The organism is Gracilibacillus sp. YIM 98692, from assembly GCF_010993965.1.
GTDB lineage: Bacteria > Bacillota > Bacilli > Bacillales > Amphibacillaceae > Gracilibacillus.
Window position 1 is genome coordinate 1 of the sequence record NZ_WIXM01000029.1, and the last position, 26,665, is coordinate 26,665.

Sequence of the window (26,665 nt, forward strand, 5' to 3'; positions counted from 1 at the left end):
GCTAGGCACGCGGCACGGCTTCAGCTTCCTCGACAGCTCATTCTTCGCTGTCTGCGGGATCTTCAGCCCGTGCTGTTCCCGCAGGAGTCTACGTATGTTGTCTACGCTGATAGTAATGGTCTAATGTATAAAAGGAGGAAGCCCATTTAATAAATATTTCGTGAACTCCTTCTTTATACAATAGAAAAGCTTTCTAAGCTGCGGAAAAATGCGAGACTCCTGTGGGAAAGGAACAGTCTGAAGACCCCGCAACGAACGGTTTTGGTGAGTGAGGAGGCTGAAGCGTTCCCCACGGAAAGCGAGTGTTTTTCCACAGCGTCGATTAAGCACTCATCGTGAACAGAGTGAGAGGAAAACTGTTCAAAGTTACTGCGTATTATAGCTATTGTGCTAGGAGATTTATTTTAAAAAGCGACAATTTTTCATAAAACATCCTGTACACAAAAGTAAGCCTGTCCCAAAAGTTTAATTGGACTTTCGGGACAGGCTTCATTATATTTTATAGATCTTTTCGATTTACATAGTCTGTTACAGCACCTTGAGAGGAACAAGATACGTTGTGTGCGTATTTTCCTAATACACCTTTCCTATAAAGCTCTGGTGCTTGCCAGTTTTGACGGCGTTTTTCTAACTCTTCATCTGAAACATCCATGGAAATTTCCTTTTGTTCAGAGTCAATGGTTACCATATCGCCTTCTGCAAGCAAGCCGATTGGTCCGCCAGACTGTGCTTCTGGAGAGATGTGTCCTACTACTAAACCATGAGTACCACCAGAGAAACGGCCATCTGTTAACAAGGCAACTTTTTCACCTAATCCTTTTCCAACAAGGATGGCTGAAATAGAAAGCATCTCTGGCATACCTGGCCCACCTTTAGGACCTACATAACGAATAACGAGGACGTCTCCTTCATTAATTTCATTATTCATTACGGCATTTGTCGCCTCTTCTTCTGTATTAAACACTCGAGCAGGGCCAGTATGACGTTTTACTTTCACACCAGATACTTTTGCAACAGCCCCAGTAGGAGAAAGGTTACCTTTTAACACAACAAGCGGTCCATCAGCACGGTATGGATTATCAAATGGTCGTAATACTTCTTGCCGTTCTGTTAAGCCTGGTACATCGGCATAGTTTTCAGCAATGGTTTTACCAGTAACGGTTAAGCAATCTCCATGAAGGTAGCCATTTTCTAGCAATAGTTTCATTACTGCTGGAACACCCCCTACCTTATGTAAGTCTTGCATTACATACTTTCCACTTGGCTTCATATCTGCTAGATGTGGAACTTTGGCTTGCAGGCGGTTAAAATCATCCATTGTTACGTCTACATTTGCGGCATTAGCAATAGCTAGCAAGTGAAGTACTGCGTTAGTTGAACCTCCTAATGCCATGACTACTGTAATAGCATTTTCAAATGCTTTTTTTGTTAAGATATCTTTTGGATAAATGCCTAGCTCTAGCAGCTTATATGCAGCTTCCCCTGCTTCACGGCAATCTTCTGCTTTAGAATCAGACTCTGCTGGGTTAGAAGAGCTTCCTGGTAAACTCATACCTAAAGCTTCTACAGCTGTTGCCATCGTGTTTGCTGTATACATACCACCACAAGACCCAGCACCAGGGCATGCAGCACATTCAATGCCATGCATTTCTTCGTCACTAATGTCTCCATTGTTATGCTTTCCAACACCTTCGAAAACCGAAACAATATCTAGCTTTTCCCCTTTACGGAATCCTGGAGAAATCGTACCACCATACACGAATACTGCCGGCACTTCGGAACGAGCAATAGAAATTAGGCAACCAGGGATGTTTTTATCGCAACCACCAATAGCAACATATGCGTCCAGATTCTCTGCACCGACTACTGTTTCAATAGAATCTGCAATCACATCACGACTCGGAAGTGAATAGCGCATACCTGATGTACCCATAGAAATACCGTCGGATACAGTGATCGTGTTAAAAATCATTGGCACACCGCCAGCTTCTTTCGCTCCTTCTTTCGCACTTTTCGCTAAATCATCGATGTGTACGTTACATGGTGTTACTTCACTCCATGTACTTGCTACCCCAATCATTGGTTTTTTAAAATCTTCATCTGTCACCCCAACGGCACGTAACATTGCACGGTTTGGTGCACGTTTGGAATCATCGAAAACATGACTTTTAATACGTAAGTCTTTCCCCATTACCAAATGCCTCCCTACTATATTTTCTAACAACTATACGCTTATGGTTGTCAGATTTCAAAAAATTTATATTTTTCTGTAGATTTTTAATCGAGAAATCCCTAAAGCTTACTTCTCAATAATGATATAGTATCATATATTTAGTAATTACGGAATAATGGAACTTACAAATCAAAGGGGAAAAATATGAAAATTCGAGCAATTTTGAGTATTATCATAATTCTTACTGTCATTCTCTTCGTTATTTATCAATATATGCTTTATCAAAAATACGCCAGCAGACCCATGCCGACAGCACTTCACTCTAAAGTAGAGGAAGCCAGTCAACAATTAATCACCAAGGCAGAAGAAACCGGTATAACGGTGGTCATTACTGATGGATTTCGTTCTGTTGATGAGCAAAATTCGATTTATGCTCAAGGTAGACAGACAGAGGGAAATATTGTGACTTATGCAAGAGGTGGAGAATCTTATCACAATTATGGATTAGCTATTGATTTTGCCCTCCAAAACAAACAAGGTGGCATCATTTGGGATCTGCAATACGATGGAAATGAGAATGGAAATAGTGACTGGATGGAAGTCGTGAAAATCGCCAAATCACTCGGTTTTAAATGGGGAGGAGATTTCACTCGATTTAAAGATTATCCTCACTTGCAAATGGATTTCGGTTTAAGCATCCACGAATTAAAACGCGGTAAAAGGCCTCGGGACGTCATCGATCTTTAGAAATTAATCACGATAAAGTGAGACGCAATCAGTGGGTGGTTTTTCCCACTAGTGGTTAGTTGAACCAATTAGGTGTTAGCGCCCGTTATCCTCCACTTAAACTTCTTTGCTTTTGCTGAACTTTTGAACTGGGGGTTTTACGGACGGTTGGTTATTCACCCTGATAAATAACCGTACTATATACTTGTACTGGCGCCTTTGGATCAATCGATTGGTGAGCATAATTAACGGCTGTGATTGCTTCTGTATAACCGGAAGCAATTAAGGTTGTTTTTCCTTGATAGTTCACAATGTCTCCCGCAGCAAATATACCCTCAACATTCGTTGCCATTCTGCTATCTACTGGCACCCGTCCCTTGTCGGTATGTATACCCCATTTCTTAAAAGGCGTTTTTTGTAACGTAAGTCCATGAAAAATTAATAATTCATCCGCTACGGCCTGTTGTTTAATATTACCTTCATCTATGAAATCTATATATTTCAGATGGTCTTCATCCATTTCCACATTATCTAAATAAGCATTTGTAAATACCTTCACATCACTTTTGTATAATAATTCCACATCTTCTTCTTTTGCTTGATAAAAGCTTTCCTCAGGATTTATTAATGTTATTTCTTTTGCTACATCTTTCAAATATTTCGCCCAACCTACCCCGATTTTATGATCAGACGAAATGGCTACACGTTTCCCCTTATATTTTGCTTGATTCATTAGATTTGTCGGCATTTGATCAACCGACTGATAAAAGGGCTTCTGCTCCCAATCGGATGGCTTTTTAATATGAAAAGTCCCTAACGCCGTTGCTATTAATAAGGCTTTAGAATAATGGTTCTTTCCTTCGCTTGTTTGCAGACAAAAATAATCTCTTTCTTTTACGATTTCTTCTACCCATTCACCTAACAAAACAGTTGGTTGATGCCGTTTAGCTTGCTCTACCATTTGCTCGACTAATTGTTCTCCAGTTATTACAGGAAATCCCCCTACATCATAGATCTTTTTTTCAGGGAAAAATTGAGTTACCTTTCCTCCTAGTTCCTGTTGCCCCTCTATCAGTTTTACTTTCATTTCTCGCATGGTTGCATAATAGGTTGCAAATAACCCTGTTGGTCCTCCCCCAATAACCGTCAGGTCGTATATCTCTTCTTTCATCTTCTTGCCTCTCCTTCCTTACCTTTCAAGCAGCCGATTTGTTTTTTGTAAAGAAGAAATACGGTCTGCTCCAATACCAAACATCACCATTTTCAACTCTAGTTCCCGAACCTCCATCCATTCCTGTACCGCTTCCTGAGAATTCATCACTTCTTTTAAAATGGATCTTGCAAAACCGACATGACTTGCGCCTAATGCGATCGATTTAGCTGCATCATGGCCATCATTTATACCGCCACTTGCAATAACATGTTGATGTGGTAACGCTTCTTTTACCTCCTTGACACATTCAGACGTCGGATTTCCCCAATTGGCAAAAGCTTCTGCTGCCTGTTTTTTTACCCGGTCATGTGATCGAAGCTTTTCTACTTGGCTCCATGACGTACCACCTGCACCGGCGACATCAATAAAATCTATCCCAATATTGGTCAACTGTTTAGCAACAGATGCATCAATGCCAAACCCGACCTCTTTTACACCTACAGGTACTGGTAAATCTCGAGACAATGCTTCGATTTTTCTAAGTAAATCAGAGAAGTTGGTATCTCCTTCTGTTTGAATAACCTCTTGAATTGAATTTAAGTGTAACACAAACGCGTCTGCCTCGGTCCATTCCAGTATTTGTTTGCACTGTTCCACCGTTATCCCATAATTCAATTGTACAGCACCGATATTTGCTACGATGGGAATCGTAGGTGCATAATGCCTCACTTGGAAGGAAGAACGAAATTGTTCACTTTCGATCATTGCTCTAGTAGATCCTAGCGCAAAAATCCACCCATTCTCCTCCGCAGCAGTTGCAAGTGTCCGGTTAATGGACTCGGCGTGCTTTGCCCCACCCGTCATCGAGCTGATTAAATAAGGTACTTTCAACGTTTTATCAAAAAATGTAGTAGTTAAATCAATGTCTTCAAAGTTTATCTCTGGTAGTGCATGGTGTTGAAAATAATATTTTTCCAATCCTGTTGTTGTATTTTTTCCTAAAGCTTTTTCCGATAAAGCAAAATCTAGATGCTCTTGCTTTCTTTTATGTATGGAACCTGTCATGCGCTCACCTCTTCTTTCTTTATTATATAGTATCGGGATGTTTATACAAACCATGTATAGACAAATAATTTAGTCAGGCGTAAACTAATATAAAAAGCTATTTAGGAATGGAGTGCTTATTTTGAAGGATACATTAATCGAACGACTCACTCGATATGTCAAAATTAATACACAATCCAATGAAAATAACGATTCATGCCCATCCACAGAGGGACAATGGGAATTAGCACATCTATTAGTGAAAGAACTAAAAGAAATAGGCATGGAGGACATTACCATAGATGATCATTGCTATGTCATGGCCACACTCCCAAGCAATATAGAGGAACAAGTTCCCGTTATCGGACTTCTTGCTCATTTAGATACCGCTACAGATTTCACTGGGGAAGGAGTGAACCCACAAATTGTTTCAGAATATAATGGCGATTCTATTCCTTTACATACTTCATTGTCTATTACCCTTTCCCCAGAGGAATACCCCGACCTGTTAAAGTACAAAGGACATACTTTAATGACCACAGACGGAACCACTTTATTAGGTGCTGATAACAAAGCAGGAATTACTGAGATCTTGACAGCCATGGAGTATTTCATTCAACACCCTGAGATTCCACATGGTAAAATTCGTATTGCTTTTACCCCTGATGAAGAAATCGGCCGCGGACCGCATCGATTTGACGTCCAAAAATTCGGTGCTGACTTTGCCTATACCATTGATGGGGGCCCTCTTGGGGAATTACAATATGAAAGTTTTAATGCCGCTGCTGCCAAAATTTCGATAAAAGGAAATAATGTTCATCCAGGAACAGCGAAGGGGAAAATGATTCACGCAACAAAACTCGCGATTGAAATACAAAAACAACTGCCTCAACATGAAGCGCCAGAGCATACCGAACATTATGAAGGGTTTTATCATTTGCTATCTTTCGAAGGAGATGTAGAGCAAGCAAAGTTATATTATATTATTCGGGATCATGATCGTGAGAAGTTTCATCATAAAAAGGAATTCTTAACAACACTAGTAGAACAACAGCAGGACATATACGGGAATGAAAACATAACATTAGAAATGAAAGATCAATATTATAATATGGCAGAAAAAATTGAGCCAGTTAAAGAAATCGTCGATATAGCTTATCAGGCCATGCAGGATGTTGATGTGACACCGGTTGTTCAGCCCATTAGAGGCGGAACAGACGGTTCCCAGCTCTCTTTTATGGGATTGCCAACACCTAATATCTTTACTGGCGGCGAGAATTTCCATGGTAAATACGAATATATATCGATAGATAATATGCAAAAATCAGTAGAAACAATTGTACAAATCGCTAAACTATTTTCCAAGCAACGGGCTTAACGTTCGTTGTTTTTCTCATTGGAACAGGTATTTTAATTACGGAGATAACATCAACAGCTAGCAATTATGATTTCAAGCCAAAAAAAGCCGCTTAATAGCAAAAATTGAGGCTGTTCAAAAAAATTTTGATCAGCTCCATTTTTTGTTGTATTTATTTGGAAATCACTTCTGCGTAAGTCTGTTTTTATGGTTTATAGCGTGTTAAAATATAGAGTGTATTTTTTTATTTGGGGAGGCGTTTTTTTCATGAGCTCTTTACATAAACCACTAGGATTTGGTGGTATATTGGACCAGACCTTTACCATCATCAAATCACATTTTAAACCTTTATTTCTTATCTCCTTTTTGATCTCAGTTCCTATCTATTTAATTCATGCCATTATCCTTGCGCTGGATGGTAAGAACTTATTAATTGGTGCACAACCAGCACAAAACTTTTTCAATCAAATAACCAATAATATTGACTCCTTTACACAAACAACTTGGGTAGAAGATATCTCTGGATTTGTTTCCTTTATTCTTATCCTTTTTGCAACACCTTTAATTGCTGGAGCTACCATACATGGTATTCAAAAGGTTAGATCAGGAGAAACTTTTACCGCAAAGGAAATGATTAAAATGGCAATGCCTCGTTATTGGCCAATGTTTTGGAGTTTATTGTTAATTTCCTTAATTGTGATGGGTATTGTATTCATTCCTATTTTCCTTATTGGTATCACGATTGCCATTTTAGCTGTAGCGGAACCAGTTATCGCTATTATAGCGGGAATTCTTATCTCACTTGGAACATTCATTGGTTCCGGACTATTATTGTCAAGGTGGAGTCTTTTCTTACCATGCGTGTTGTTTGATAAAGTAGCACCTGGGCTTTCTAAGAGCTGGAGATTAACGAAAAAACAAACATGGAAATTTTTTGGCCTTTTTATTTTATTATTTATTATTACTAGTATTATAAGCTCTGTCTTACAAATACCGCTTGTATTTCTAGGGAATAGTATAGTCTCTCAATTCTTAACTAATGTCATTTCTATGGTTACAAATATTGTCCTGCTTGTTGGTTATGCTGTCATGTATTTCGATGCTAGCTTAAGATATGATGCAACAGACTTGAAAGAAATGATTCAAGATTATGATACAACAGAACAGCCATAAAGGGGGCTCTATATGGCCAGACATGAACAAGCTAAGGAAACAATAGAAAACATTCTTGAACAACATGAGTATCAAATCTATTACGAGGATCACCGAAGCTTTTTAAAAAAAGTATGGGATAAACTGACAACATGGGTTGGTGATTGGTTAAAAGAGTGGTTTGCTTCTTTTGAACCAGATTCCACTGCTAGTAATGTTATCGTATCTCTCATCATCTTTACTCTGCTTGTTTCGATTATAGTTGGAGCTTTTTTAATCATCAATAAAATGATACAGAATAAAAGATTAGGCAAAAGAAAGCCTTTCCGTACACAAGATATAGAGTGGCAATATCATGAACATTTGTATGAGGTAGAACGCCAAGAAAAAAACGAGAACTACCCATTAGCGACAAGACACTTATTTTTAGCGTTATTACTACTTCTTCATGATAAAGGCTGGCTCGAAAAAAAGAATTGGAAGACGAACTGGGATTATGATAAAGAACTAAGGCAATCTGACCATTACCTAGCAGATAAATTTTATCAAACGGCACTGTATTTTGAACAGATCACCTATGGGGAACAAGCCGCTTACTTAGAGGAGTATCAAGTGTACAAAACGAAAGTGTTACAGTGGATCAAACAACTAGAGCCGGATAGGAAACAGAAAGAAGCAGGTGAATAACATGTTGCATCGATCGTCCAATAAAATAGGGATTGCTTTTGTGCTCATACTAGTCGCCGTCAGCTATTTTTCAACAAGTCAGACACCAGAGGAATACCCTGCCTATTTAAGTGCATCTCCTTCTCCAACAGGTACGAAAGCTTTTTATACTTATTTAGACAAAGAATATCAAGTAACAAAAGAAACAAGCTTACCTTCTGACATTACGGAAAAACAAAACACCATTCGCTTGTTACTGAATCCACCTCTCTTTACTGATCAGTCTATTCAAAAATCGTACATAGATTATATGAAGGACGGGAATACACTTGCCATATGGAAAAACAATCCTGATGGCTTGTTTAATATACAAAGTGATTATGTAGAAGAATTAGTTAATATCGACCAAACAACAGTTGAAACGGACAGCTCTTCTTACCAAGCATTATCCAGTATACCTGTTCGTATCCAAATGGAAAACGAAGATCATGTACTCTTGAAAGATGAATACGGTCCTATTGCTATAGAAAGATCAATAGGTGATGGAAAGCTTATCGTTGCATTAGAGCCTGACTGGTTAACGAACGATTGGATTACAAAAGAAGGTCATGTAGCGCTTATTTTTAACACTCTTCCGTTAGATCATGAAAAGCATATCATTTTTGATGAGTATAGTTATTATACACAAGAAGGTTTACAGGCCCAATTTAACCTTTACCCGAACTGGGCTTATGTCTTATTGTTTGAAGGAATCTTACTTACTATCTTGTGGTTGTGGTACAGCGGGAAAAGGTTCGGAGCCATTATTCAACCACGTGATGAAATGGTCCGGTTCAGTGATGAACGTTTAAAGGCCTTATCTAACTGGTATTTAAAAGGTAAAAACTATCATGCATCCATCCAATATCAAGCGGATTACTTGAAAGATAGAATAAAAGAACAGTACGGGATTCCTTATCATAAAAGCTGGATCGAAAGATTGTCAGCAATTGAGAATAAAGTGACATCCTCTAACCATGAATTACGTCAAGTAGCAGAGGAATTGGAAACTTTACTTCATCGTGATTCGTTATTGAAACAGGAGTATCTAATATGGTCTAAAAGATTAGACAGATTACAGAAAGAGGTGGAAAGCCATGAATGAAACGATTCAATCACTTTTACAACAATATGAGAAAAAAATACTTGGTCAGCAAAAAAACTTGAGGTTATTATTAACTGCTGCTCTTGCCGACGGGCATGTACTTATTGAAGGGGTACCCGGCACAGGAAAAACACAAATGGTAAAAACACTAGCCCAATTAGTGGGTGGCTTGTTTAAGCGAATCCAATTTACCCCGGATTTACTTCCTAGCGATATTACAGGGAGCTCTATTTACAATATGAAGGAACACGTTTTTCAAACGGTTAAAGGGCCTATTTTTACGAATGTTCTACTTGCAGATGAGATTAACCGAACTCCCGCTAAAACACAAGCGGCTTTGTTAGAGGCGATGGAAGAAAAACAAGTAACGATCCAAGGGGAAAGCTATGCACTGTCTGAGTTTTTCTTCGTAGCCGCTACACAAAACCCTATTGAATTTGAAGGAACATATCCATTACCTGAGGCACAGCAGGATCGTTTTCTTTTTAAATTGGCGATTGATTTTCCATCGTTAGAGGAAGAAACAGAGGTATTACAGCAAGTCATTCATGAACAAGACTCTCAATCAGAGGTTCCTGCCTTCTTTTCTCTAGAGGAGCTATCTACGATTAAGCAAGAAGTACAAAAAGTAACAATCAGTGAACAGATTGCAGATTATATCGTGAAAATTGTGCGTAAAACACGTGAAATGGAACATATACAACGCGGAGCTAGTACAAGAGCTGCGATTGCTATTGCCAAAACAGCTCGTGCCTGGTCATATTTAGATGGACGAAGTTATGTAACACCTGATGATATTAAGCATGTTAGCTTACCAAGCTTACGACACCGAATCCAGCTATCTCCGTATGCCGAATTGGAGGGATCGAATATTGATGAAATCGTTCAAGAGTTGGTGGGATCGGTTACTGTTCCGAGATAAAGGAATTCTTCCAACCAAGCGATTATTGTATCTGTTTAGTCTCTTCACAGTTGTTGTATTCCTTATCTCTTTTTGGTTATTTTCTTGGATTTGGTTAATTGTTATAACGTTATTAGGTATTGTTTTTAGCCTCTTAGATATATTTCAGTTACCAAATAAAAAGGAAATGGCTGTTTTTAGAGATATACCTAATGAACTGGAGCGTTATCAAGAACAAGATGTGCTCATTCATATACATAATGAATCGACCTACGATTTATATATACGGCTAAAAGATAATGTTCCTCCATCTTTTCAAGCCGTTTATCCATGCCAACATCGATTAAAAAAACGTGCTGTAACAAAGATTAGCTATCCCATATTTCCACAAGTTAGAGGGAAATATTTCGTTCAAAACATTTATATAAGGGTAAAAAGCATACTTGGTTTATGGGAAAAACAGATCACTTTCTCTCAATCGGAAGAAATCAAAGTAATTCCAAACTTATCGGAAACCAAAAGATATCTAGAAAACGCACAACAATACCTATTACATGAGGGCATGAAAATTCGAAAAATGCGTAGCGGGCCTGGTGAATTTGCTAAAGTACGTCATTATGCAGTTGGAGATGATCCTCGGAAAATTAACTGGCGTCAATCTGCCAAACTTCAGGAAGTCATGACGAATGAATTTGAGCCAGAACATGGAAAATATATAACCATTTTAATAGATTGCGGTCGAATGATGGGGGTAGAGCTGGAAGATGGCAATCGCCTCGAAAAATCAGTGGAAGCAGCACTAACTGTTGCTGCTGCAGCATTAGACAATGGAGATTACGTATCTGTGATTGCTTTTTCTAAAGATATTCAAGCGGTTGTACCTGCCGGAAAAGGCTTGGAACATTTACAAACCATCTTGCAAACCATTTATGCTGTGCAAGTGAATCCTCAAGAATCAAATTATGCATTGGCGATTCAATATGCGCAATCCATGCAAAAGAAGCGAAGCATGCTCCTTTTGTTCAGTGATGTACAGACTTTTATCCATGAGGACTATCATTTGCACTATATGCAAAAGCTCCGTCGTAAACATTTATTCTTTGTTATAGGAATCCAAGATTCATTATTGCAAAAAAAGTTAGAGATAAGTCCTTCGTCCGTATCTGAGGCAATGGAGAAGAGTTTGGCTCAAAAGCAATACCTGCAACAAAAAGAAACCATGCTCAAATGGCAAAAGCATGGCTTACCTATGCTGGAAGCCCCAGCTGAGCAGTTAGCTGCTACAGCTGTTTCCCAGTATATCAATACATTAAATCGTGGATTGTTGTAAGGATTTTCGCTGCATAAATAGATGACCGAGGAACATATAGACAACGAGTCCTACAGCAGTGGTAATGGCAACAAAATACTTCATTTCTAATGATAGGTTTGCTGGTGTAATAAATCCTTCTATTATACCAGCTATGACAAATAAAGGGATCGTTCCTAATAATAATTGAACAGATCTCATAGCCTGCATTTTCAGCTGATATTTCCTTGTATACTGTCCGGGAACAAATAGCTTGTAGCCCATCAATAGACCTGCACCACCTGCAATGAAAATGGCCGCAAGCTCCACAACACCATGTGGTACAATATAGGCCCAGAAAGCATAGGAATTACTGTGATTCCAAAATAAACCGGCTAATGCTCCGACTAAAATGCCATTATAAATCAATAAATATACAGTCAAAATACCAAAAGTGATACCTCCAGCGAAAGCTAATATCGCGACCTGTATATTATTGGTCATGATCTCAGCCGACATGACAGAGGCGTCTACGGCATGCGGATCTATCCCTAATTGTTCAGGTTCTACTCCCTGAACCATTTCTTCCGGTAAAATACCATAGATATGCATTGGATTTTCCACCACAGCAAAGAAGCTAGCAAGACCGCCAAAGGCAAATAATAACATGGCCACAATGATCGCTTTCCATTGTTCCAGTAAAAGCCCTACAAATTTAGTACTAATAAAATAGCTAATTTGTTTGAACGACGATTGCTCGGATTGATATAACACATTATGCGCTTTAGAGACTATTTCATTTAAGTATACTGTCACTTCGTCTTTTGGGAAATAAGTTTGACTGAAAGCTAACTGTTGCGAAACTTTTTGATAGGTATGTTGAAATGATTCAATCACGTCTTTTGATTGGTTCTTTTGCAAGAGGGTAGTTAGCTCCTCTAAACGCTGCCATTCAGCACGGTATTGCTTAATAAATTGATTTAATTGCATAATTCCACCTACCTTTGTGTCTATTATACTGAAAAAGGATTAGGTTGAATAGATGTGATGGAATTTATTTACTGAAAAGAGGGATAGAATGGAACATAATCAATTAAATATTAAAACACCGGAATATGTATCATTAAAATTTCAAACAGCCGGCCTTGGTTCACGTGCTGCTGCCCAAATTATGGATCAACTTATTTTACTAACAACTCAAATGATTTTAATCCTTTTTCTTTTTTTCTTCATGGATAATCCATTGATGACGTATTTCTTTAGTGAAGGAAATAGTGTTGCAATTGCGATCTTTATTATTCTCGTATTTGTGATCAATTTCGGCTATTTCATTTTTTTAGAATATATTTGGGCTGGGAGAACAATTGGAAAGAGAATGTTAGGAATTCGAGTCATACAAGAGAATGGGCATCGCATAACTGTATTATCTAGTATAATACGAAATTTCGTCCGACTTATTGATATGCTGCCATCTGCATACGCAGTTGGGATATTATTTGTATTCTTTCATTCCAAGCATAAAAGATTAGGAGATATTGCGGCAGGAACTATTGTGGTACATGAGCACAGACGAAAGAACAAGGCTTCACCATTGGGAAATTATATCGAATCAAAGGGATTACAGGAAGAAATGCTTGAAATTAATGCTTTTCAATTAAAAAGGTTAACCCAAAAGGATTGGGAGCTATTGCAAACGTATTGTCAACGCGCCATTCATTTAAAATCAAGCGATAGAAATCCACTAACTAACCAGGTGGCACAGATTCTGTTGCCAAAAGTGGATATTCCTTTATCTTCTCATGAGGAAGTACGAGAGGATCAATTACTCCTTTTATACCTTCACGCCCGTAAAGATTGGGATATTCACCTATAAAGAGAGACTTCTATCAGTGAGGGGTTCTTATCCCCCACTATTGGTTAGCAAAACTTACCATGGTGCTAGCGTCTGTTATTCCCCACTTATCCTTCTTTCATTATTCTAAGTCTTGAGTGGGGTCTTACGGCCGAATGTTCACCGTGATAAAGCTAACTTTTTTTACGTAATAAATTTAAGCATAACAAAAACCGGGCAAACCCGCCCAGTCCTATCCGTTCTATCTAACACAAACTAACTCACATCAGAACAAAACTGCGACATAAGCCTTAAAAAAGCTCTGAATACCGCTCCAGAAATATACTTCGCTTTCCGGGGGCACGGCTTCAGCTTTCTCGGCAGCAAGCTGCCTGCGGGATCTTCAGCTCGCGCTGTTCCCCCAGGAGTCTACGTTATTTCTTCCGCTTGTGAGTAGTAAGAAAATGTATTTTTCCTCACTAAAAACGAGCATCCATCCAAGCTGTGGAAAAATACGAGACTCCTGTGGAAAGGAACAGTCTGAAGACCCCGCAGGAAGCGTCCTTTGCTTCCGAGGAGGCTGAATCGTTCCCCACGGCAAAGAAGACACTGCGAAAGCGACTAAAGGAAGCTTGAGTAGATGTCGCACTTGTGCCCTAGGGTGAAAGCGAGTGTTTTTCCGCAGCGACGATTAAGCACTCATCTTTAAACGAGTGGGAGGAAAATATTTATAAGTTACTGTGCAGTTTATGTTTTTCGTGTACTAATTTTATACTTCTGTTATTAACAAAAAACCTCCTGTACGACTGCAGGAGGCTTTATCTCATCTAGCCTTCTCTGCTCATCTAAAAGGCTAGTTACTTATCTAATTGGTTTCCCAGCGACAACTGGATGCACTTGCTCCGAATTTGCCTCTAAATTCATCTCTACTTTCAGTTTTTTTCTACGTGATGAAATTTTTTCCACGACAGATAAAACTAGAAAAGTAAGCAGAATAGTTAAAGAAACCATGTATAAAGACGTTACCATAGTTAACTATCCCCTTTCCTAAAAAAATCCTTCATTTATTAATGAATTCAAGTATATAGTACCATATTTTCTTGATTTGTAAATATAAAATATAAAATTCTTTCAAATACTTTTTTATACTCATACATTTACCTATATACTTCATATTTGCCAAGCTATGGATCATCCTATATACACTGAATATTCTGAATATTTATGCATTTATTGACTAGTCAAAATTCGAGAGAAGAACTTTAGTTAACAGTGAGACAACCACTTCATTACATACAAAACCCCTTTGCTTCTTTGTTCAGCAAAGGGGTTTTTTAGTCTTTCATCATGGCTTTGATGCCTGCAATATTAATACCTTGATCAATATATTTTTTTATTTTCTTTAAGCGCTCGATATCTTGTAATGAGAAAATTCTTCGGTTAGCTTCATTTCTTGCAGGAGTAATTAATCCTTGCTCCTCATAATAACGTATTTGCCTGCCACTTAAATTCGTCAAATCCTTCACTACACTTATGGGAAAAGTGGCCACGTGATCTGGAATATCATGATTCACTCTGTTTTCGCTCCCTTCAAACCGTTAAGGCAAGCTCGCAATATGTGTATAGATATCCTTTAAATTATGGAAGCCCATGTCCTCTACCTTCTGGACACCTTTAGACCATAATCTAGCGGTTGCAACTGCATCATATAGGGCATGATGCCTTTTGCCAATTGGAACATCATAATGATCACACCAATCATCTAAACTAACATGCTCTATCTCTGGTGCCATGACTTTTGTTAAAAACGTTGTGTCAATAATTCGGTGCTGAAAGCTAGTTTTTAAAGCAGTCCAACTGGCATGCTTCATAAATTGTTTTTCATGGCTTGAATGATGGGCAACTAGTGTATCACTTTTTACAAATTGGAAAAATTGCTTTAAAACAACATCTAATGGCTCAGCTTTTTTTAATTCAGACCCCGTAATACCTGTTAAATCCACAATTTCTTGTGAAGGTGGAGTATCGTTGTAGATTGTTTTATAAAATAACTGATCCTCTAGCACTTCAGATCCGATCATTTTGACAGCACCAATCGAAAGAATACAATCTCCATTGTATGGATAGAACCCTGTTGTTTCTATATCAAATACGACAACCGGCAATTCTTTAAATGGTACACTTAATACATCTTTTTTCTTCAATTCACGTTGCAAATTACGTAAATAGGCAATTTTTCTTGGATCTGCTTGATTCGATAAAGAAGTTAAGTCACTTCCATAGATTTTCCCTGACATCTGCTTTATAAATTGCAGCATTTGATTCATTACCATTTCGAGCACTCAATTTCTACTTGTTTTTTTGTTTTTTGAAACAATTCTGAACCATTCTTCATGAAGCTCTTCAACTCCTGCTTATCCCTTTTTCTTAAAGACTTTACCGCAACGTGATGAACCTCGTCATAATCTTTAGCATCCTTTGTATACAAATGTTTAAACTTTAATAGTTTCAGGTAAATCTCTTCATAATCTTGCAAGAAGGGATACTTATTCTTTAATAGTTGAAATCTTCCTGCAGTGGATGCCTCTTCACATTTATCTACTAATGCAAGTAAACGGAGAGCATTAACATAAGGAAAAATAGTAGTTGTTTTAATATTGATTCTGCCAGACATCTCTCCAGATTGTTCTGGTAATAACTGACCAAAGATCCCGATCCCTTTTCGAATGAAATCCACATTATCGATTAGTCTCTCATAAACGTGTACATGCTGTTCTAAATATTCGAATGCTACTTGCTTAACATCACTTAACAGGAAGGAGTTTCCAATTAAGACACGAGAATCAAAAAATGTAGAAAAGTGTCTAAGAGATTGCCAAGTAGCATTATCCAGCCACTCATGTATCTTTTTCTCCCACGACTGTCTAGTCTTTGTCCACATAGGCTCTGATGCCATGACTTTACCATCGCATTTTTGATAACCAACCATTTCTAAGCCATGAACAATTTCTTCACCTAAAGTTAGAAAGTAAGAAGTGAATTGTTCGTCCCCTTCAAAAATAATACCATGATCCTGATCACTCCATACTGATTGCTCTTGTCTTCCGGCACTTCCCATAATAAAAAAAGCGAAGGGAGCAGGTATTTGACCCTGCTCTCTTTCCACTTTCTCCATTGCTACATGTACTGTTTTTTCCATTACTTTATCATGAAAAGCATTTAATTGCTGCGCATTTTCCTTCTCTTTTATATACTGCTCTCTAAATTGCTTTATTTCTTCATAGTTATTCAAATCGGAGGTCATCTCCTTTTGACTCAAACAGGTATTACCTAGCCTGTTTATCATTTACCTGGTTGTCATTTGGATGTGGTATATTCTCAGGATAACCATAGCTTCCGTGTTCACTTAAGTCAAGACCAATGATCTCTTCTTCTTCAGATACACGTATTCCTCCCATAACTTTATCCATTACTTTCAAGATGATAAATGATACAACAAATGCGTAAATACCACTTGCTACAACACCCATAATTTGAACACCTAATTGTTCGAAGCTACCACCGTAAAATAAACCTGGCAGACCCCATTCCATTCCGACTGATAATTCATGTGTAGCAAAGAAACCTGTTGAGATTGTTCCCCAGACACCTACAGTACCGTGAACAGATAAGGCGAAAATTGGATCGTCGATACGAGCTCGATCAAAGAAACGCATACTTGCATAAACAATAAGACCACCAATTGCACCGATTAAAACGGCCGCCCATGGTTCAACAAAACCACAAGATGCTGTAATTGCTACGAGACCTGCTAGTGCACCGTTTAATGTCGTTGGGACATCTGCTTTACCTGTGATCGCCCAAACTAATAACATTGCTGCAATAGCACCTGCTGCTGCTGCTAATTGTGTATTTAAAATAACATAGCCAAAGAATGCGTCAGATACGCCAAATGTACTTGCACCGTTAAAACCGAACCAACCTACCCATAGTAATAATACTGCTAATGCTGTATATACTTGGTTGTGCCCAGCTAACTCATTAGATGAACCATCTTTATTATATTTACCAATACGTGGCTTTAAGATAATAGTTGCTGCTAAAGCTGCCATCGCACCTGTTAAGTGCACAACAGTTGAACCTGCAAAGTCTTGCTTACCGTGGTCAGCTAACCAACCGCCGCCCCAGATCCAGTGTGCAACGACCGGATAAACTAACGCTGAGAAAAGAACTGCGAATACTACATATGCTGATAATTTTGCACGTTCCGCAAAACCGCCAAATGCAATAGTTAATGCGATAAGTGCGAACATCATTTGGAACATAAAATCAACTGCTGGAGATAACCCTTCGCCATCAAATGATGTATCTCCGTAAAAGAAATCTGACAAGCCAATGAACCCGTTACCTTCACCGTAGATGAATCCCCAACCTACAGCCCAGAAGACAATCGATCCAATACCAATTGTAAAGATTGTTTTCCCTGCAATGTGGCCGGCGTTTTTCATTCTAGTAGAACCAGCCTCAAGCAAGATAAATCCACCAATCATTAATAAAACTAAGAAAGTACCAATAATGACCCATAAATTATCCATAAGTACCATTTCCATTTTGCTTTCCTCTCCTTGTAAAAATTATTAACATCAACTGTTAATCACAGTTTAATCCGAATTTAGGCTATCCACAATTTTTATGTAAGGTTATCTTACATGGTTTTTTAATTTAGTTAGTAATTGGTAATAGCTGTTAAAAAATTCGCTTGTTATCCATAGATCGCAAGTGTGTGACCGCCTATATAGTTCTCTTACAGTGACTTCTATGTTAGTATTTTCTACAGCAAGGTTGTATATTCTTACCTTTTTATAGAAAAACCCCCCTATTAAGATAAGCACTCATCCTAATAGGGGGTTCACTGTTTCAAATAAGAACCTTGTTATTCAATTTTATCTAACAATTCATAGGCTTCTTCATCTGATTTTACATTTAATAATTTTTCTCGAAACTCATCATCCATTAATTTTCTTGATAACATTTGTAAGATTTTTAGATGGGCATCTCCTTCTGCATGTTTCGGTACAGCGATCATGAAAATAAGTTTAGCTAATGAGCCATCTGCACTATGCCAATCCACTCCATTTTTGTGAATACCAAAAACAACTCTTGGTACTTGGACAGCATCAGACTTTCCATGTGGAATCGCTACATTCATCCCAATTCCTGTAGAACTTTCTGCTTCTCTATTCAAAATTGCTTGGCGAAATTCATCTTTAGATGTTAACACGTTTTCTTTATCTAACGTTTCAATCATTTCATCTATCACTTCATCTCTTGATTGACTCTCTAAGTTTGTGTTAATAAAAGCTCGATCTGTTATGTCGGTTAACTTTTCCATTTTACTTACAGGCTCAGCAACCACCGAATCCTCTACTTTTGTATCTGTGGTTGCGTTAATTTCTTGATCTTCTTCTGTATCTACTTCCTGTACGTCTTTCTTTAAAAAGTTTACTACAATAGCTGTCACAACAGCACCAATAGCAATAGCTACAAAGAACATGAACACATTGTCCACTGCCCCTAACACACCAACTATCGGACCACCATGTGCCACTCTGTCCCCGACTCCGCTTAACATAGCAATAACAGAACCTGTCATGGAGCCAATCATAATACTAGGGATAACACGCAACGGGTCTTGTGCTGCAAAAGGAATAGCACCTTCGGTAATCCCAAAGAATCCCATTGTTAAGGATGCTTTTCCTGCTTCTCGTTGTGATGGTTCAAATTTGTTTTGAAATAGCAATGTTGCCAATCCTAAACCAATTGGTGGTATAGCGATAGCTGCTGCTATTGGTCCCATGATTTCATAATTCCCTTCTCCAATCATGGCAGCACCAAATAAGAATGCCACTTTATTAACCGGACCACCCATATCAAAGGCAATCATTGCACCTAATATTAAAGCGAGCAATATAGAGCTTGTCCCTTGCATGCCTTCTAACCATCCAGTTAATGATTCAAATATTTGTGCAACTGGCGCACCAATTAATAGAACAAATAATAAACTAACGACTAATGATGATAACACAGGAATAATGATAATCGGCATGATAGGTTGCATCATTTTTGGCACCTTCACTCTTTTAATCCATAGCGCAACATACCCAGCTAAGAAACCTGCAATAATACCGCCTAAGAACCCTGCACTCGCTTCACTGCCATAAAAACTTCCATTTGCTGCAATAAAGCCGCCAATCATCCCTGGCGCTAACCCTGGCCGATCCGCTATACTATAAGCTATATAACCCGCTAATATTGGGACCATAAAGCTAAAAGCTGCTGCCCCTATTTGTTCAATCGTCTTCCATATAGAATCCTCTGGTATGGCTATTCCTTCTTCTCCTGGAACACCACCAATAGTTAAAGCTATAGCAATCAACAAACCACCAACAACGATGAATGGCACCATAAAGGAAACCCCGTTCATTAAATGACGATAAATAGGGTTTTCCTTCGTTTTATCGGAAGAAGTTGGCATACTATCCTTATCGCCTTTCTTTCCTTCTCCCTGATGTACGGTAGCTTGATCACTTAAAGCTTTCTCGATGAGGTATTTTGGATTTCTTATCCCTTCCTGTACTCCTGCTGTTATTAATTTTTTACCGACAAATCGATCTTTGATAACAGTTTTATCTGCAGCAATAATGATCGCATCTGCTTCTTCAATTTCAGAAGAAGTCAACTCATTTTCCGCACCAATAGACCCTTGTGTTTCTACTTTTATCTCTATACCCATTTCCTCTGCTGCTTTTTCTAAATTTTCTGCAGCCATATAAGTATGCGCAATCCCGTTTGGACAGGATGTAATCGCTAATATTTTAGTCATGTTGTCACCCCTTCTTCTGTTTATCTAGAGTCATTATACATGCAAGCTATCTCGGAAAAATGACAAAATGTTACCGCAAGTTACGGAAAGACTTGATTTTTTATGAAAAACTCTTACGGCTAATTTGTCAGATTTTCCTACAATGCATTCATTAATAAAAATTGCGTCTTTTGATAGATTGCGTAAAAAAAATCCATCGATACCTATTTTCGATGGATTTTTTATAATAATTCAATTATCTTTTCTTTATCTTTTTCCATCACAATACTTTCAACTTCCGTTGGATTCCCGGCTAACTTAGAAATTCGATGGAATAATTTCCTCCGGTCATTAGATAATTCATGTTTTAAAGCTAAAAAGAAGATCAAACTCACTTGTTCTGTTCCCCACTGCATCGGTTCAGGTAATGTGACCACTACTATCTTGGATTCCTTTACTAGATCTGGATTACCGTGAGGAATAGCAATTCTTCCGCCTATTGCTGTGGCAGACCTTCTTTCTCTTATCAATGCTTCATGACCATAATTTTCTTTTACTATTCCCTGGCGAGCCAAGTGATTAGAGAGTTGTTCAATTAACTTGAAACGATGATCTGTTTTCATATGAACATAAATATATTCCTCACTCAAATACTTTGCAAGAACAGAATGCGCATTGCCATGTCCTTTTTCTTTTTGCACTAAATAATTTTCAAGCTTTCGTTGATCTTCCTCTGTAAATAAAGGCGATACGATTATTTGAGGGACCATTTTTTGCTCCAAATCAACGGTAGTGACAACAAGATCTACGTGATGGTCCTTTAAAAAAGTGCCCAAATCATTTTGGGATAAAGATGCTTTTACCGATAACTCTTGAAAAGAAGCAGTCAATTTAGAGCGGAGTATTTCCGAAACACCTATTCCCATATGACAAACTACTGCCACTTGAAGCTCTTGCTTTTCTTTACCTTGAAGCCTTTCAACTGCCGCTTGATAATGTAAAGTTAAAAAGGCAACCTCATCTTCCGGGATATCATACGGCAATATCGATTTCATATCGTCTAGAACCGAAATCAACAAGTCAAACATATTAGGATACATTTTTTTGATATCTTGCAGCAGCGGGTTTTTCACTTGCAAATGATACTTTAACCTATTTAACACAGAATATATATGTGTTTTCAAACCATCCTTTAATTCCTCATCTTGATTTAACGGCATTAGTGACATAATGCTTAATCGTTTGGTTAGCTGATCAGTGATCTGACTGGCTTGTCGTTCCGTCTCCACATCAAACGGATAACCTTCGCTTAATTGCTCACTAAACTTTGCTCCTAATAATTGAATCGTCAAAAATATAAGTTCATCTTCAGGTAAAGAGACAACAAATCTTTCACTTAGTTTCTGGCTCATTTCATGGATCCATTGATATTCCACTTTTTCTTGAATATATGACTTGTGTGATGACTCTACGCGAATAAATTGTTCCTTCTTTGTACGATGGAACATTAATAGAACATATGCTTTCAATTGACCAATACTTTGATCTGTTATAAAAATTTTATGCTTCTTTAATAATTGATCGACTTGCTGATTTACTAATGATCTTTCATGAGAAGGCATTTTGGTAAGTATGAACGGTACAGTCCCTTGTTTTTGTTCAGATATTTCGTCTAATGTTGCTAATGCAAGGCGCTTACTTTTTTCATCCCCTTTTATATAAATGCCGACCCTTTGTTTCGATTGTATTTGTAAATTTTTTGACGAAAACCAAGTCTCTAAGCTTTGTAAAGCTTGTCTTATTACTTGCACCGAAGTGTAAAATTGACTAGCCAATGCTTTTAATGTAGCAGGTTCTAATCGGATTAATAAATGATATACCATTTCCATTAATTCTTTATTACTCAGATGCTTTTCACCATGTTTTTCAAGGCTGGCATTATAGATTTCATCTAATAAAAGTTGTTTATCTTCATGTATTATATCAAGATAAACGCCTACACCAGGTTTTCTCATCAACGTTCCTGATACCTTTTTAGTTAAGTATTGTTCGATCATTCGTAAGTCATTGCGAATCGTTTTTTCAGAACATTCAAATTCTTGGGCAAGAGACTCAACTAATAAGGGGTTCGATTCATGTAATAAAAGCCTTTTCAACACTTTTTGTTGTCTAGGACGCATGTTTTACTCCTTTCTAACTACTGACCATATTCACTATACAATATTTGACGAAAAAACTCGAAAATTATAATTTTACGGACAATAAAAATCCCCTATCTCTATATAAGAGATAGGGGAAATGTTTTATAACAACCGACCAAAAACATAATTAATTAAAAACCACAATATACCAAAAAAGATAATTAAGTAAGTAATATATTTGATGGCTGCTACGCCAACTTTGCTAGTGTCTGTTTTTTTCTCTCTTTTTTCTACTTCAATATCTTTATTGTCTCCCATAAGAACATAACTCCCTTCATTAGGATGTTATAGTTCCATTCCCTTTTAGAAATTATTAAAAACATGTTTATTCAGCTCTTTCTACTTTATTAAAAAAACACTTGCCTCATAAGAAGCAAGTGCTTTTTTATTTTGCTCTGATTTGATCTTCAAAGCCAATTTCCTTATGTGACCCATCACAAAACGGCTTGTTCTTGGATGCACCACAACGACATAAAGAGAACGCTTTTTTAGTTTCGAAAGCATTGCCCTCGGCATCAACTAGCTCAACATCTCCTGTAACCAGAACGGAGCCATTGTCTCTCACTTTTAATTGTACTTTCTTCTCTTCACTCATCTTTTATTACCCCCTACTGCGATTTTACTGATTTTCGTTATTTCTGTCTATACCATCACTGCATAAATATTGTTTAATCACCCCATATTATAATGAAAGGTGGGAATAGAAATGGAGAACTTTGAGAATGAACATGTTAATTATTTTGATCAAGCAATTTCTGACTACAAACGCGGAACTACTAGGATGCAAGAGCACTTGCCAGATATGACAAAAGGTTTCTTTGATTTTACAGAAGAAGCTTTTAAAGAAGGAACTATTGATCAAAAGCATAAACAGTTAATGGCCTTGTCTATCAGCATCTATGCCCAGGATGAATACTGTATTATTTATCATACAAAAGGTGCTGTCGAACATGGTGTTAGCGAAAAAGAGATTATGGAGACATTAGCGATTAGTGCAGCATTAGGTGGTGGAGCCGCTTTTGCACAAGCGGTTACTTTAGCAATGGACACATACAATCACTATAACCAAACCTTACATTAACACATAGAAAAAATCAGTAAAGCTTACTTGCTTTACTGATTTTTTACAGTTTATATGGTGTTTCTTGATATACATAATAATTAAGCCAGTTGGATATTAACATGTTCGAATGGGAACGCCATCTTAATCTAGGCGTTTGGCTTGGGTCATTGTTCGGGAAATAGTTAGCGGGTATCTTTGGATTTAACCCTGCTGCCACATCACGATCAAATTCTTTTTGCAAAGTATATGCGTCATACTCAGGGTGCCCTGTTACAAATATTTGCTTACCATCAGTAGATGCAATCATATAAACTCCAGCTTCTTCTGACTCACTTAACACTTTTAAACTGGGCTCTTTTTCAATATCTGTTTTTCGAATATCTGCATTTCGAGAATGCGGCACATAAAATTCTTCATCAAAGCCACTTAATAGCTTTTCTTGAGGATCTGTAAGATAATGTGTGAATATACCGGACAGCTTGTCTTCCATAATATATTTATCAATACCATAATGATAATACAGTCCAGCCATTGCTCCCCAACAAATATGAAGAGTAGAAGTGACATTCGTCTTACTCCATTCCATTATTTGCGACAATTCGTCCCAATAAGTGACATCTTCATATGGTAATTTCTCAATTGGAGCACCGGTTATAATTAACCCATCATACTTATTCTCCTTTACATCTTCAATCGATTTATAAAATTGTTGCAAATGTTCAGGAGATGTATTTTTAGATGTATGTGAACTTGTATGCAAAAGACTTACATCTATTTGTAGTGGACTATTTCCCAACAAACGCAATAAATGGGTTTCTGTTAATTGTTTTAAAGGCATCAAATTTAAGATTAATATTTTTAAAGGACGTATATCTTGCGTAAATGCCCTACTCTCATCCATGACAAATATATTCTCTTCTTGTAATTTACTTTTAGCAGGTAATAAATCTGGCACTTTGATAGGCATTTCACGTTTCTCCTTTATTCAAAATATGACTAATATCGATCACTTTTATTTTTGCACGACAACTTTCATTATACCTATTTTTCTAAATAAAATAAAGCAAATTGTTCCTATTTTCAGATATTTTAAGTTAAATGTCCAAGCTTCAAGACGCTTTAAATGGGAAAAAGATGCCTTGACTTTGTAAAGGCACCTTTTCCACTTCAGGTCATCCATTTCGGTGGTGTATTTTTCCCCCAATATATCTCAGCAATTTGATTATGCTGCTCATAATTATCTACTTTCGAATGGTAATGAAATTGAAAATAATATCCTTCATTTGGCCGTTTTAACCGATTGACATGGAATCTTGCAACATCACTTTTGGTTTCTGCATGATGTAAATTAAAGATCCGCTCTCCGTAACCAGGTGATGGTTCCTCTGCAATCATTAAGAATTGGCTGTCCTTTTCCCCTATTTCTTCATAATAGTGATCTAATACAGATTCAATATTAGGTAAAACGACATCTTCTAACTCTTCGTTCATTTTTGATGCAATACGCTCGCCTAGCTTTTCGATTACTTGTTGCTTCGCCCGCTCATTTAATGATTGCAAATAAAGATGATTCGTTGTCTGGTCAACCGACAAGGGTGCTTCTATTTGAGCTGTTGCTTGTGAAACTGGTGTATCTTCATTATTAGGAGCTACTTCCCCTTTATCTACCTTCTCTAGATCTGCATCAAGGTAGATAGGCGGAACATACAGCCCTAAAGTCAAAATCGCAATCAACACAACCGTTATTTTTTTCATCCACCATTTCATATAGACCGAACTCCCTCAACATTTCTTACTAAAATTTTATCATGTTTATTGTATTTGTCTATATCTTTGAAAGGATTTACACGATTTTTACTTAAGTTTGTGAAAAGGCTTATACCGGATATTTCTCCTTAAAATGGAGAAAATTAAAAAGATCCTTCTCCATTTAATTGAGAAGGATCCGTTGTTTATGAAAGTGAATAAACGTGGAAACTTAAGAATATAAAAACTTAAGCACTCGGATCTTCTCATCTTCGGATACGTTATATACCCTCTGAAATTGGCACCGGGCATTTCGACAATGCTGGTTGCCGAGGCCTCTCAGGGTCAGTCCCTCCGCCTCTCTAGATAAGAAAACCTTACTATATTCAATTGATTTGATGCAATAGTATCATAACATGAGCCATTAGACAAGTTATTTTTTGAATTTTCCGATAATTGTATAGAATAATGGCAATGTTGGTAAGATAATAATAGTATTTTTTGTAGGAATATGGAGGAAAAATAATGGACCGAGAATTTTTAGATCAAATCAACAACGACCATGATTTGGATCATGCCATTGCGGAAGAAATATCAGATGACATTGCTTATTACCGAACAATTCTATCTAATGTCGTGATGATTGGTGCTCCCGATGAAGATTGGGTTTTAGTAGATACAAGTATTCGAAAATATCATGAACGTATTCTTCATGCTTGTGAAAAGCGATACGGTAATAAACCGCCAAAAGCCATCCTGCTTACACATGGTCATTTTGATCATGTCGGATCAGCCAAAAAGCTCGCAGAATATTGGAATATTCCTATTTATGTTCATGAAAACGAACTAGATTATGTAACAGGGGAAAAGTCTTATCCTCCTGGAGATCCAACTGTAGGAGGGGGAATGATTTCCTTATTATCGACTATATTTCCAACAAAGCCAGAGCATTTAGAAAAATGGGTAAAAGTGTTGCCAAACGATGGTTCTATTCCTTTTTTAAAGGATTGGCGTTATATTGAGACGCCAGGCCATACACCTGGGCATATCAGCTTATTTCGTGATAGTGACAGTTGTTTAATCGCAGGGGATGCCGTTTCAACGGAGAAGCCGGAATCTTCCTGGGCGATTTTCTTTCCTTTGCAGCATATTTATGGACCACCTGCTTATTTTACGGAAGATTGGATGAAAGCAGAAGAATCAGTCAAAACTTTAGCACAATTAAAACCAGCTAATATTATTGCTGGTCATGGATTACCAATGCATGGAGAGAAAATGCAGGAAGAGTTGCAACATTTAGCTGATCACTTTATAGATCAAGCTATCCCCAAACACAAAAGGCACTAAAAAGACTGGCA

Annotated in this window: 25 protein-coding genes and 1 riboswitch; of the genes, 10 read left to right on the top strand and 15 right to left on the bottom strand. The window is 37.6% G+C overall.

All coding sequences use genetic code 11. From position 1 onward, the window contains the following. Positions 1-499: 499 nt before the first annotated feature. Positions 500-2,191, bottom strand: coding sequence for a dihydroxy-acid dehydratase (gene ilvD, locus GHD00_RS17150; protein WP_163539410.1), 1,692 nt, complete (start codon positions 2,189-2,191; stop codon positions 500-502). Between the two features lie 186 nt (positions 2,192-2,377). On the opposite strand from ilvD, the gene GHD00_RS17155 reads away from it, so the two are divergent. Continuing rightward, a complete protein-coding gene (locus tag GHD00_RS17155; RefSeq protein ID WP_163539412.1) occupies positions 2,378-2,920 on the top strand; it encodes a M15 family metallopeptidase in 543 nt (180 codons plus the stop codon). Between the two features lie 151 nt (positions 2,921-3,071). Here GHD00_RS17155 and GHD00_RS17160 read toward each other — a convergent pair whose 3' ends face one another. Beyond that, entirely contained in the window at positions 3,072-4,070 is a 999-nt protein-coding gene (locus GHD00_RS17160) for an NAD(P)/FAD-dependent oxidoreductase (RefSeq protein WP_163539414.1), read from the bottom strand. Positions 4,071-4,088: 18 nt separating this feature from the next. Then, entirely contained in the window at positions 4,089-5,117 is a 1,029-nt protein-coding gene (fni, locus tag GHD00_RS17165; protein ID WP_163539416.1) for a type 2 isopentenyl-diphosphate Delta-isomerase, read from the bottom strand. Between the two features lie 121 nt (positions 5,118-5,238). On the opposite strand from fni, the gene pepT reads away from it, so the two are divergent. From pepT to GHD00_RS17195, 6 genes are all read left to right on the top strand, one after another. Beyond that, positions 5,239-6,474, top strand: coding sequence for a peptidase T (gene pepT / locus GHD00_RS17170; protein WP_163539417.1), 1,236 nt, complete (start codon positions 5,239-5,241; stop codon positions 6,472-6,474). A gap of 246 nt (positions 6,475-6,720) precedes the next feature. Then, the gene (locus GHD00_RS17175; RefSeq protein WP_163539419.1) at positions 6,721-7,626 is read left to right on the top strand and encodes a hypothetical protein; all 906 of its coding nucleotides are present in this window, start codon (positions 6,721-6,723) and stop codon (positions 7,624-7,626) included. A 12-nt stretch (positions 7,627-7,638) separates the two neighbouring features. Beyond that, complete coding sequence (locus tag GHD00_RS17180; protein WP_163539422.1) at positions 7,639-8,292, top strand: hypothetical protein; 654 nt, start codon at positions 7,639-7,641, stop codon at positions 8,290-8,292. A 1-nt stretch (position 8,293) separates the two neighbouring features. Next, on the top strand, positions 8,294-9,415 hold the full coding sequence (locus tag GHD00_RS17185) for a DUF4350 domain-containing protein (protein WP_163539424.1): 1,122 nt from the start codon (positions 8,294-8,296) through the stop codon (positions 9,413-9,415). After that, a complete protein-coding gene (locus GHD00_RS17190; protein ID WP_163539426.1) occupies positions 9,408-10,337 on the top strand; it encodes an AAA family ATPase in 930 nt (309 codons plus the stop codon). Before GHD00_RS17185 ends, GHD00_RS17190 begins: the two co-directional genes overlap by 8 nt. Continuing rightward, positions 10,291-11,646, top strand: coding sequence for a DUF58 domain-containing protein (locus tag GHD00_RS17195; protein WP_163539428.1), 1,356 nt, complete (start codon positions 10,291-10,293; stop codon positions 11,644-11,646). The genes GHD00_RS17190 and GHD00_RS17195 overlap by 47 nt, the downstream gene beginning before the upstream one ends. Here the strand turns inward: GHD00_RS17195 and GHD00_RS17200 are convergent. Then, positions 11,626-12,594: a stage II sporulation protein M gene (locus tag GHD00_RS17200; RefSeq protein ID WP_163539430.1), complete on the bottom strand. Its 969-nt coding sequence runs from the start codon at positions 12,592-12,594 to the stop codon at positions 11,626-11,628. The genes GHD00_RS17195 and GHD00_RS17200 overlap by 21 nt on opposite strands. A gap of 88 nt (positions 12,595-12,682) precedes the next feature. Here GHD00_RS17200 and GHD00_RS17205 point away from each other — a divergent pair, with 88 nt between their 5' ends. Continuing rightward, positions 12,683-13,477, top strand: a complete 795-nt coding sequence (locus tag GHD00_RS17205) for an RDD family protein (RefSeq protein ID WP_163539432.1) — start codon at positions 12,683-12,685, stop codon at positions 13,475-13,477. An 819-nt stretch (positions 13,478-14,296) separates the two neighbouring features. On the opposite strand, the gene GHD00_RS17210 is transcribed toward GHD00_RS17205, so the two are convergent. The 9 genes from GHD00_RS17210 to GHD00_RS17250 form a co-directional block, all read right to left on the bottom strand. Then, the gene (locus GHD00_RS17210) at positions 14,297-14,464 is read right to left on the bottom strand and encodes a hypothetical protein (RefSeq protein ID WP_163539434.1); all 168 of its coding nucleotides are present in this window, start codon (positions 14,462-14,464) and stop codon (positions 14,297-14,299) included. A 305-nt stretch (positions 14,465-14,769) separates the two neighbouring features. After that, complete coding sequence (locus GHD00_RS17215) at positions 14,770-15,009, bottom strand: MerR family transcriptional regulator (protein ID WP_163539436.1); 240 nt, start codon at positions 15,007-15,009, stop codon at positions 14,770-14,772. Positions 15,010-15,033: 24 nt separating this feature from the next. Then, complete coding sequence (locus tag GHD00_RS17220; protein ID WP_163539438.1) at positions 15,034-15,768, bottom strand: exonuclease domain-containing protein; 735 nt, start codon at positions 15,766-15,768, stop codon at positions 15,034-15,036. Next, complete coding sequence (locus GHD00_RS17225; RefSeq protein ID WP_240468737.1) at positions 15,762-16,727, bottom strand: DUF294 nucleotidyltransferase-like domain-containing protein; 966 nt, start codon at positions 16,725-16,727, stop codon at positions 15,762-15,764. The genes GHD00_RS17220 and GHD00_RS17225 overlap by 7 nt, the downstream gene beginning before the upstream one ends. Positions 16,728-16,761: 34 nt before the next feature. Next, positions 16,762-18,045, bottom strand: a complete 1,284-nt coding sequence (locus GHD00_RS17230; protein WP_163539442.1) for an ammonium transporter — start codon at positions 18,043-18,045, stop codon at positions 16,762-16,764. Between the two features lie 323 nt (positions 18,046-18,368). Next, a complete protein-coding gene (locus tag GHD00_RS17235; protein ID WP_163539445.1) occupies positions 18,369-20,318 on the bottom strand; it encodes a PTS fructose transporter subunit IIABC in 1,950 nt (649 codons plus the stop codon). 221 nt (positions 20,319-20,539) lie between these two features. Then, positions 20,540-22,477, bottom strand: a complete 1,938-nt coding sequence (locus GHD00_RS17240; protein ID WP_163539446.1) for a BglG family transcription antiterminator — start codon at positions 22,475-22,477, stop codon at positions 20,540-20,542. Positions 22,478-22,600: 123 nt separating this feature from the next. After that, positions 22,601-22,756 carry a hypothetical protein gene (locus GHD00_RS17245; protein WP_163539449.1) on the bottom strand — a complete coding sequence of 52 codons (156 nt, stop codon included), beginning with the start codon at positions 22,754-22,756 and terminating at the stop codon, positions 22,601-22,603. A 127-nt stretch (positions 22,757-22,883) separates the two neighbouring features. Beyond that, positions 22,884-23,093 carry a CDGSH iron-sulfur domain-containing protein gene (locus GHD00_RS17250; protein ID WP_163539451.1) on the bottom strand — a complete coding sequence of 70 codons (210 nt, stop codon included), beginning with the start codon at positions 23,091-23,093 and terminating at the stop codon, positions 22,884-22,886. Between the two features lie 111 nt (positions 23,094-23,204). Between GHD00_RS17250 and GHD00_RS17255 the strand changes: the two genes are divergently transcribed. Further along, the gene (locus GHD00_RS17255) at positions 23,205-23,579 is read left to right on the top strand and encodes a carboxymuconolactone decarboxylase family protein (protein ID WP_163539453.1); all 375 of its coding nucleotides are present in this window, start codon (positions 23,205-23,207) and stop codon (positions 23,577-23,579) included. Positions 23,580-23,622: 43 nt separating this feature from the next. On the opposite strand, the gene metA is transcribed toward GHD00_RS17255, so the two are convergent. After that, a complete protein-coding gene (metA, locus tag GHD00_RS17260) occupies positions 23,623-24,528 on the bottom strand; it encodes a homoserine O-acetyltransferase MetA (RefSeq protein WP_163539455.1) in 906 nt (301 codons plus the stop codon). A gap of 200 nt (positions 24,529-24,728) precedes the next feature. Further along, complete coding sequence (locus tag GHD00_RS17265) at positions 24,729-25,328, bottom strand: YpjP family protein (protein WP_163539456.1); 600 nt, start codon at positions 25,326-25,328, stop codon at positions 24,729-24,731. Between the two features lie 242 nt (positions 25,329-25,570). Beyond that, a riboswitch (SAM riboswitch) is annotated at positions 25,571-25,680 on the bottom strand. Positions 25,681-25,832: 152 nt separating this feature from the next. Here GHD00_RS17265 and GHD00_RS17270 point away from each other — a divergent pair. After that, positions 25,833-26,654: an MBL fold metallo-hydrolase gene (locus GHD00_RS17270; protein ID WP_163539457.1), complete on the top strand. Its 822-nt coding sequence runs from the start codon at positions 25,833-25,835 to the stop codon at positions 26,652-26,654. Positions 26,655-26,665 lie beyond the last annotated feature (11 nt).

What these genes read in the sequence shown, in the direction of transcription:
- GHD00_RS17250 (WP_163539451.1), bottom strand. Translation starts at nt 23,093, where the DNA reads ATGAGTGAAGAGAAGAAAGTACAATTAAAAGTGAGAGACAATGGCTCC.
- fni (WP_163539416.1), bottom strand. Translation starts at nt 5,117, where the DNA reads ATGACAGGTTCCATACATAAAAGAAAGCAAGAGCATCTAGATTTTGCT.
- GHD00_RS17200 (WP_163539430.1), bottom strand. Translation starts at nt 12,594, where the DNA reads ATGCAATTAAATCAATTTATTAAGCAATACCGTGCTGAATGGCAGCGT.
- GHD00_RS17180 (WP_163539422.1), top strand. Translation starts at nt 7,639, where the DNA reads ATGGCCAGACATGAACAAGCTAAGGAAACAATAGAAAACATTCTTGAA.
- GHD00_RS17220 (WP_163539438.1), bottom strand. Translation starts at nt 15,768, where the DNA reads ATGGTAATGAATCAAATGCTGCAATTTATAAAGCAGATGTCAGGGAAA.
- GHD00_RS17160 (WP_163539414.1), bottom strand. Translation starts at nt 4,070, where the DNA reads ATGAAAGAAGAGATATACGACCTGACGGTTATTGGGGGAGGACCAACA.
- GHD00_RS17175 (WP_163539419.1), top strand. Translation starts at nt 6,721, where the DNA reads ATGAGCTCTTTACATAAACCACTAGGATTTGGTGGTATATTGGACCAG.
- GHD00_RS17245 (WP_163539449.1), bottom strand. Translation starts at nt 22,756, where the DNA reads ATGGGAGACAATAAAGATATTGAAGTAGAAAAAAGAGAGAAAAAAACA.
- GHD00_RS17185 (WP_163539424.1), top strand. Translation starts at nt 8,294, where the DNA reads ATGTTGCATCGATCGTCCAATAAAATAGGGATTGCTTTTGTGCTCATA.
- GHD00_RS17270 (WP_163539457.1), top strand. Translation starts at nt 25,833, where the DNA reads ATGGACCGAGAATTTTTAGATCAAATCAACAACGACCATGATTTGGAT.
- metA (WP_163539455.1), bottom strand. Translation starts at nt 24,528, where the DNA reads ATGCCTATCAAAGTGCCAGATTTATTACCTGCTAAAAGTAAATTACAA.
- GHD00_RS17210 (WP_163539434.1), bottom strand. Translation starts at nt 14,464, where the DNA reads ATGGTAACGTCTTTATACATGGTTTCTTTAACTATTCTGCTTACTTTT.
- GHD00_RS17240 (WP_163539446.1), bottom strand. Translation starts at nt 22,477, where the DNA reads ATGCGTCCTAGACAACAAAAAGTGTTGAAAAGGCTTTTATTACATGAA.
- GHD00_RS17265 (WP_163539456.1), bottom strand. Translation starts at nt 25,328, where the DNA reads ATGAAATGGTGGATGAAAAAAATAACGGTTGTGTTGATTGCGATTTTG.
- GHD00_RS17205 (WP_163539432.1), top strand. Translation starts at nt 12,683, where the DNA reads ATGGAACATAATCAATTAAATATTAAAACACCGGAATATGTATCATTA.
- GHD00_RS17235 (WP_163539445.1), bottom strand. Translation starts at nt 20,318, where the DNA reads ATGACTAAAATATTAGCGATTACATCCTGTCCAAACGGGATTGCGCAT.
- GHD00_RS17255 (WP_163539453.1), top strand. Translation starts at nt 23,205, where the DNA reads ATGGAGAACTTTGAGAATGAACATGTTAATTATTTTGATCAAGCAATT.
- ilvD (WP_163539410.1), bottom strand. Translation starts at nt 2,191, where the DNA reads ATGGGGAAAGACTTACGTATTAAAAGTCATGTTTTCGATGATTCCAAA.
- GHD00_RS17155 (WP_163539412.1), top strand. Translation starts at nt 2,378, where the DNA reads ATGAAAATTCGAGCAATTTTGAGTATTATCATAATTCTTACTGTCATT.
- GHD00_RS17195 (WP_163539428.1), top strand. Translation starts at nt 10,291, where the DNA reads ATGAAATCGTTCAAGAGTTGGTGGGATCGGTTACTGTTCCGAGATAAA.
- GHD00_RS17190 (WP_163539426.1), top strand. Translation starts at nt 9,408, where the DNA reads ATGAATGAAACGATTCAATCACTTTTACAACAATATGAGAAAAAAATA.
- GHD00_RS17230 (WP_163539442.1), bottom strand. Translation starts at nt 18,045, where the DNA reads ATGGAAATGGTACTTATGGATAATTTATGGGTCATTATTGGTACTTTC.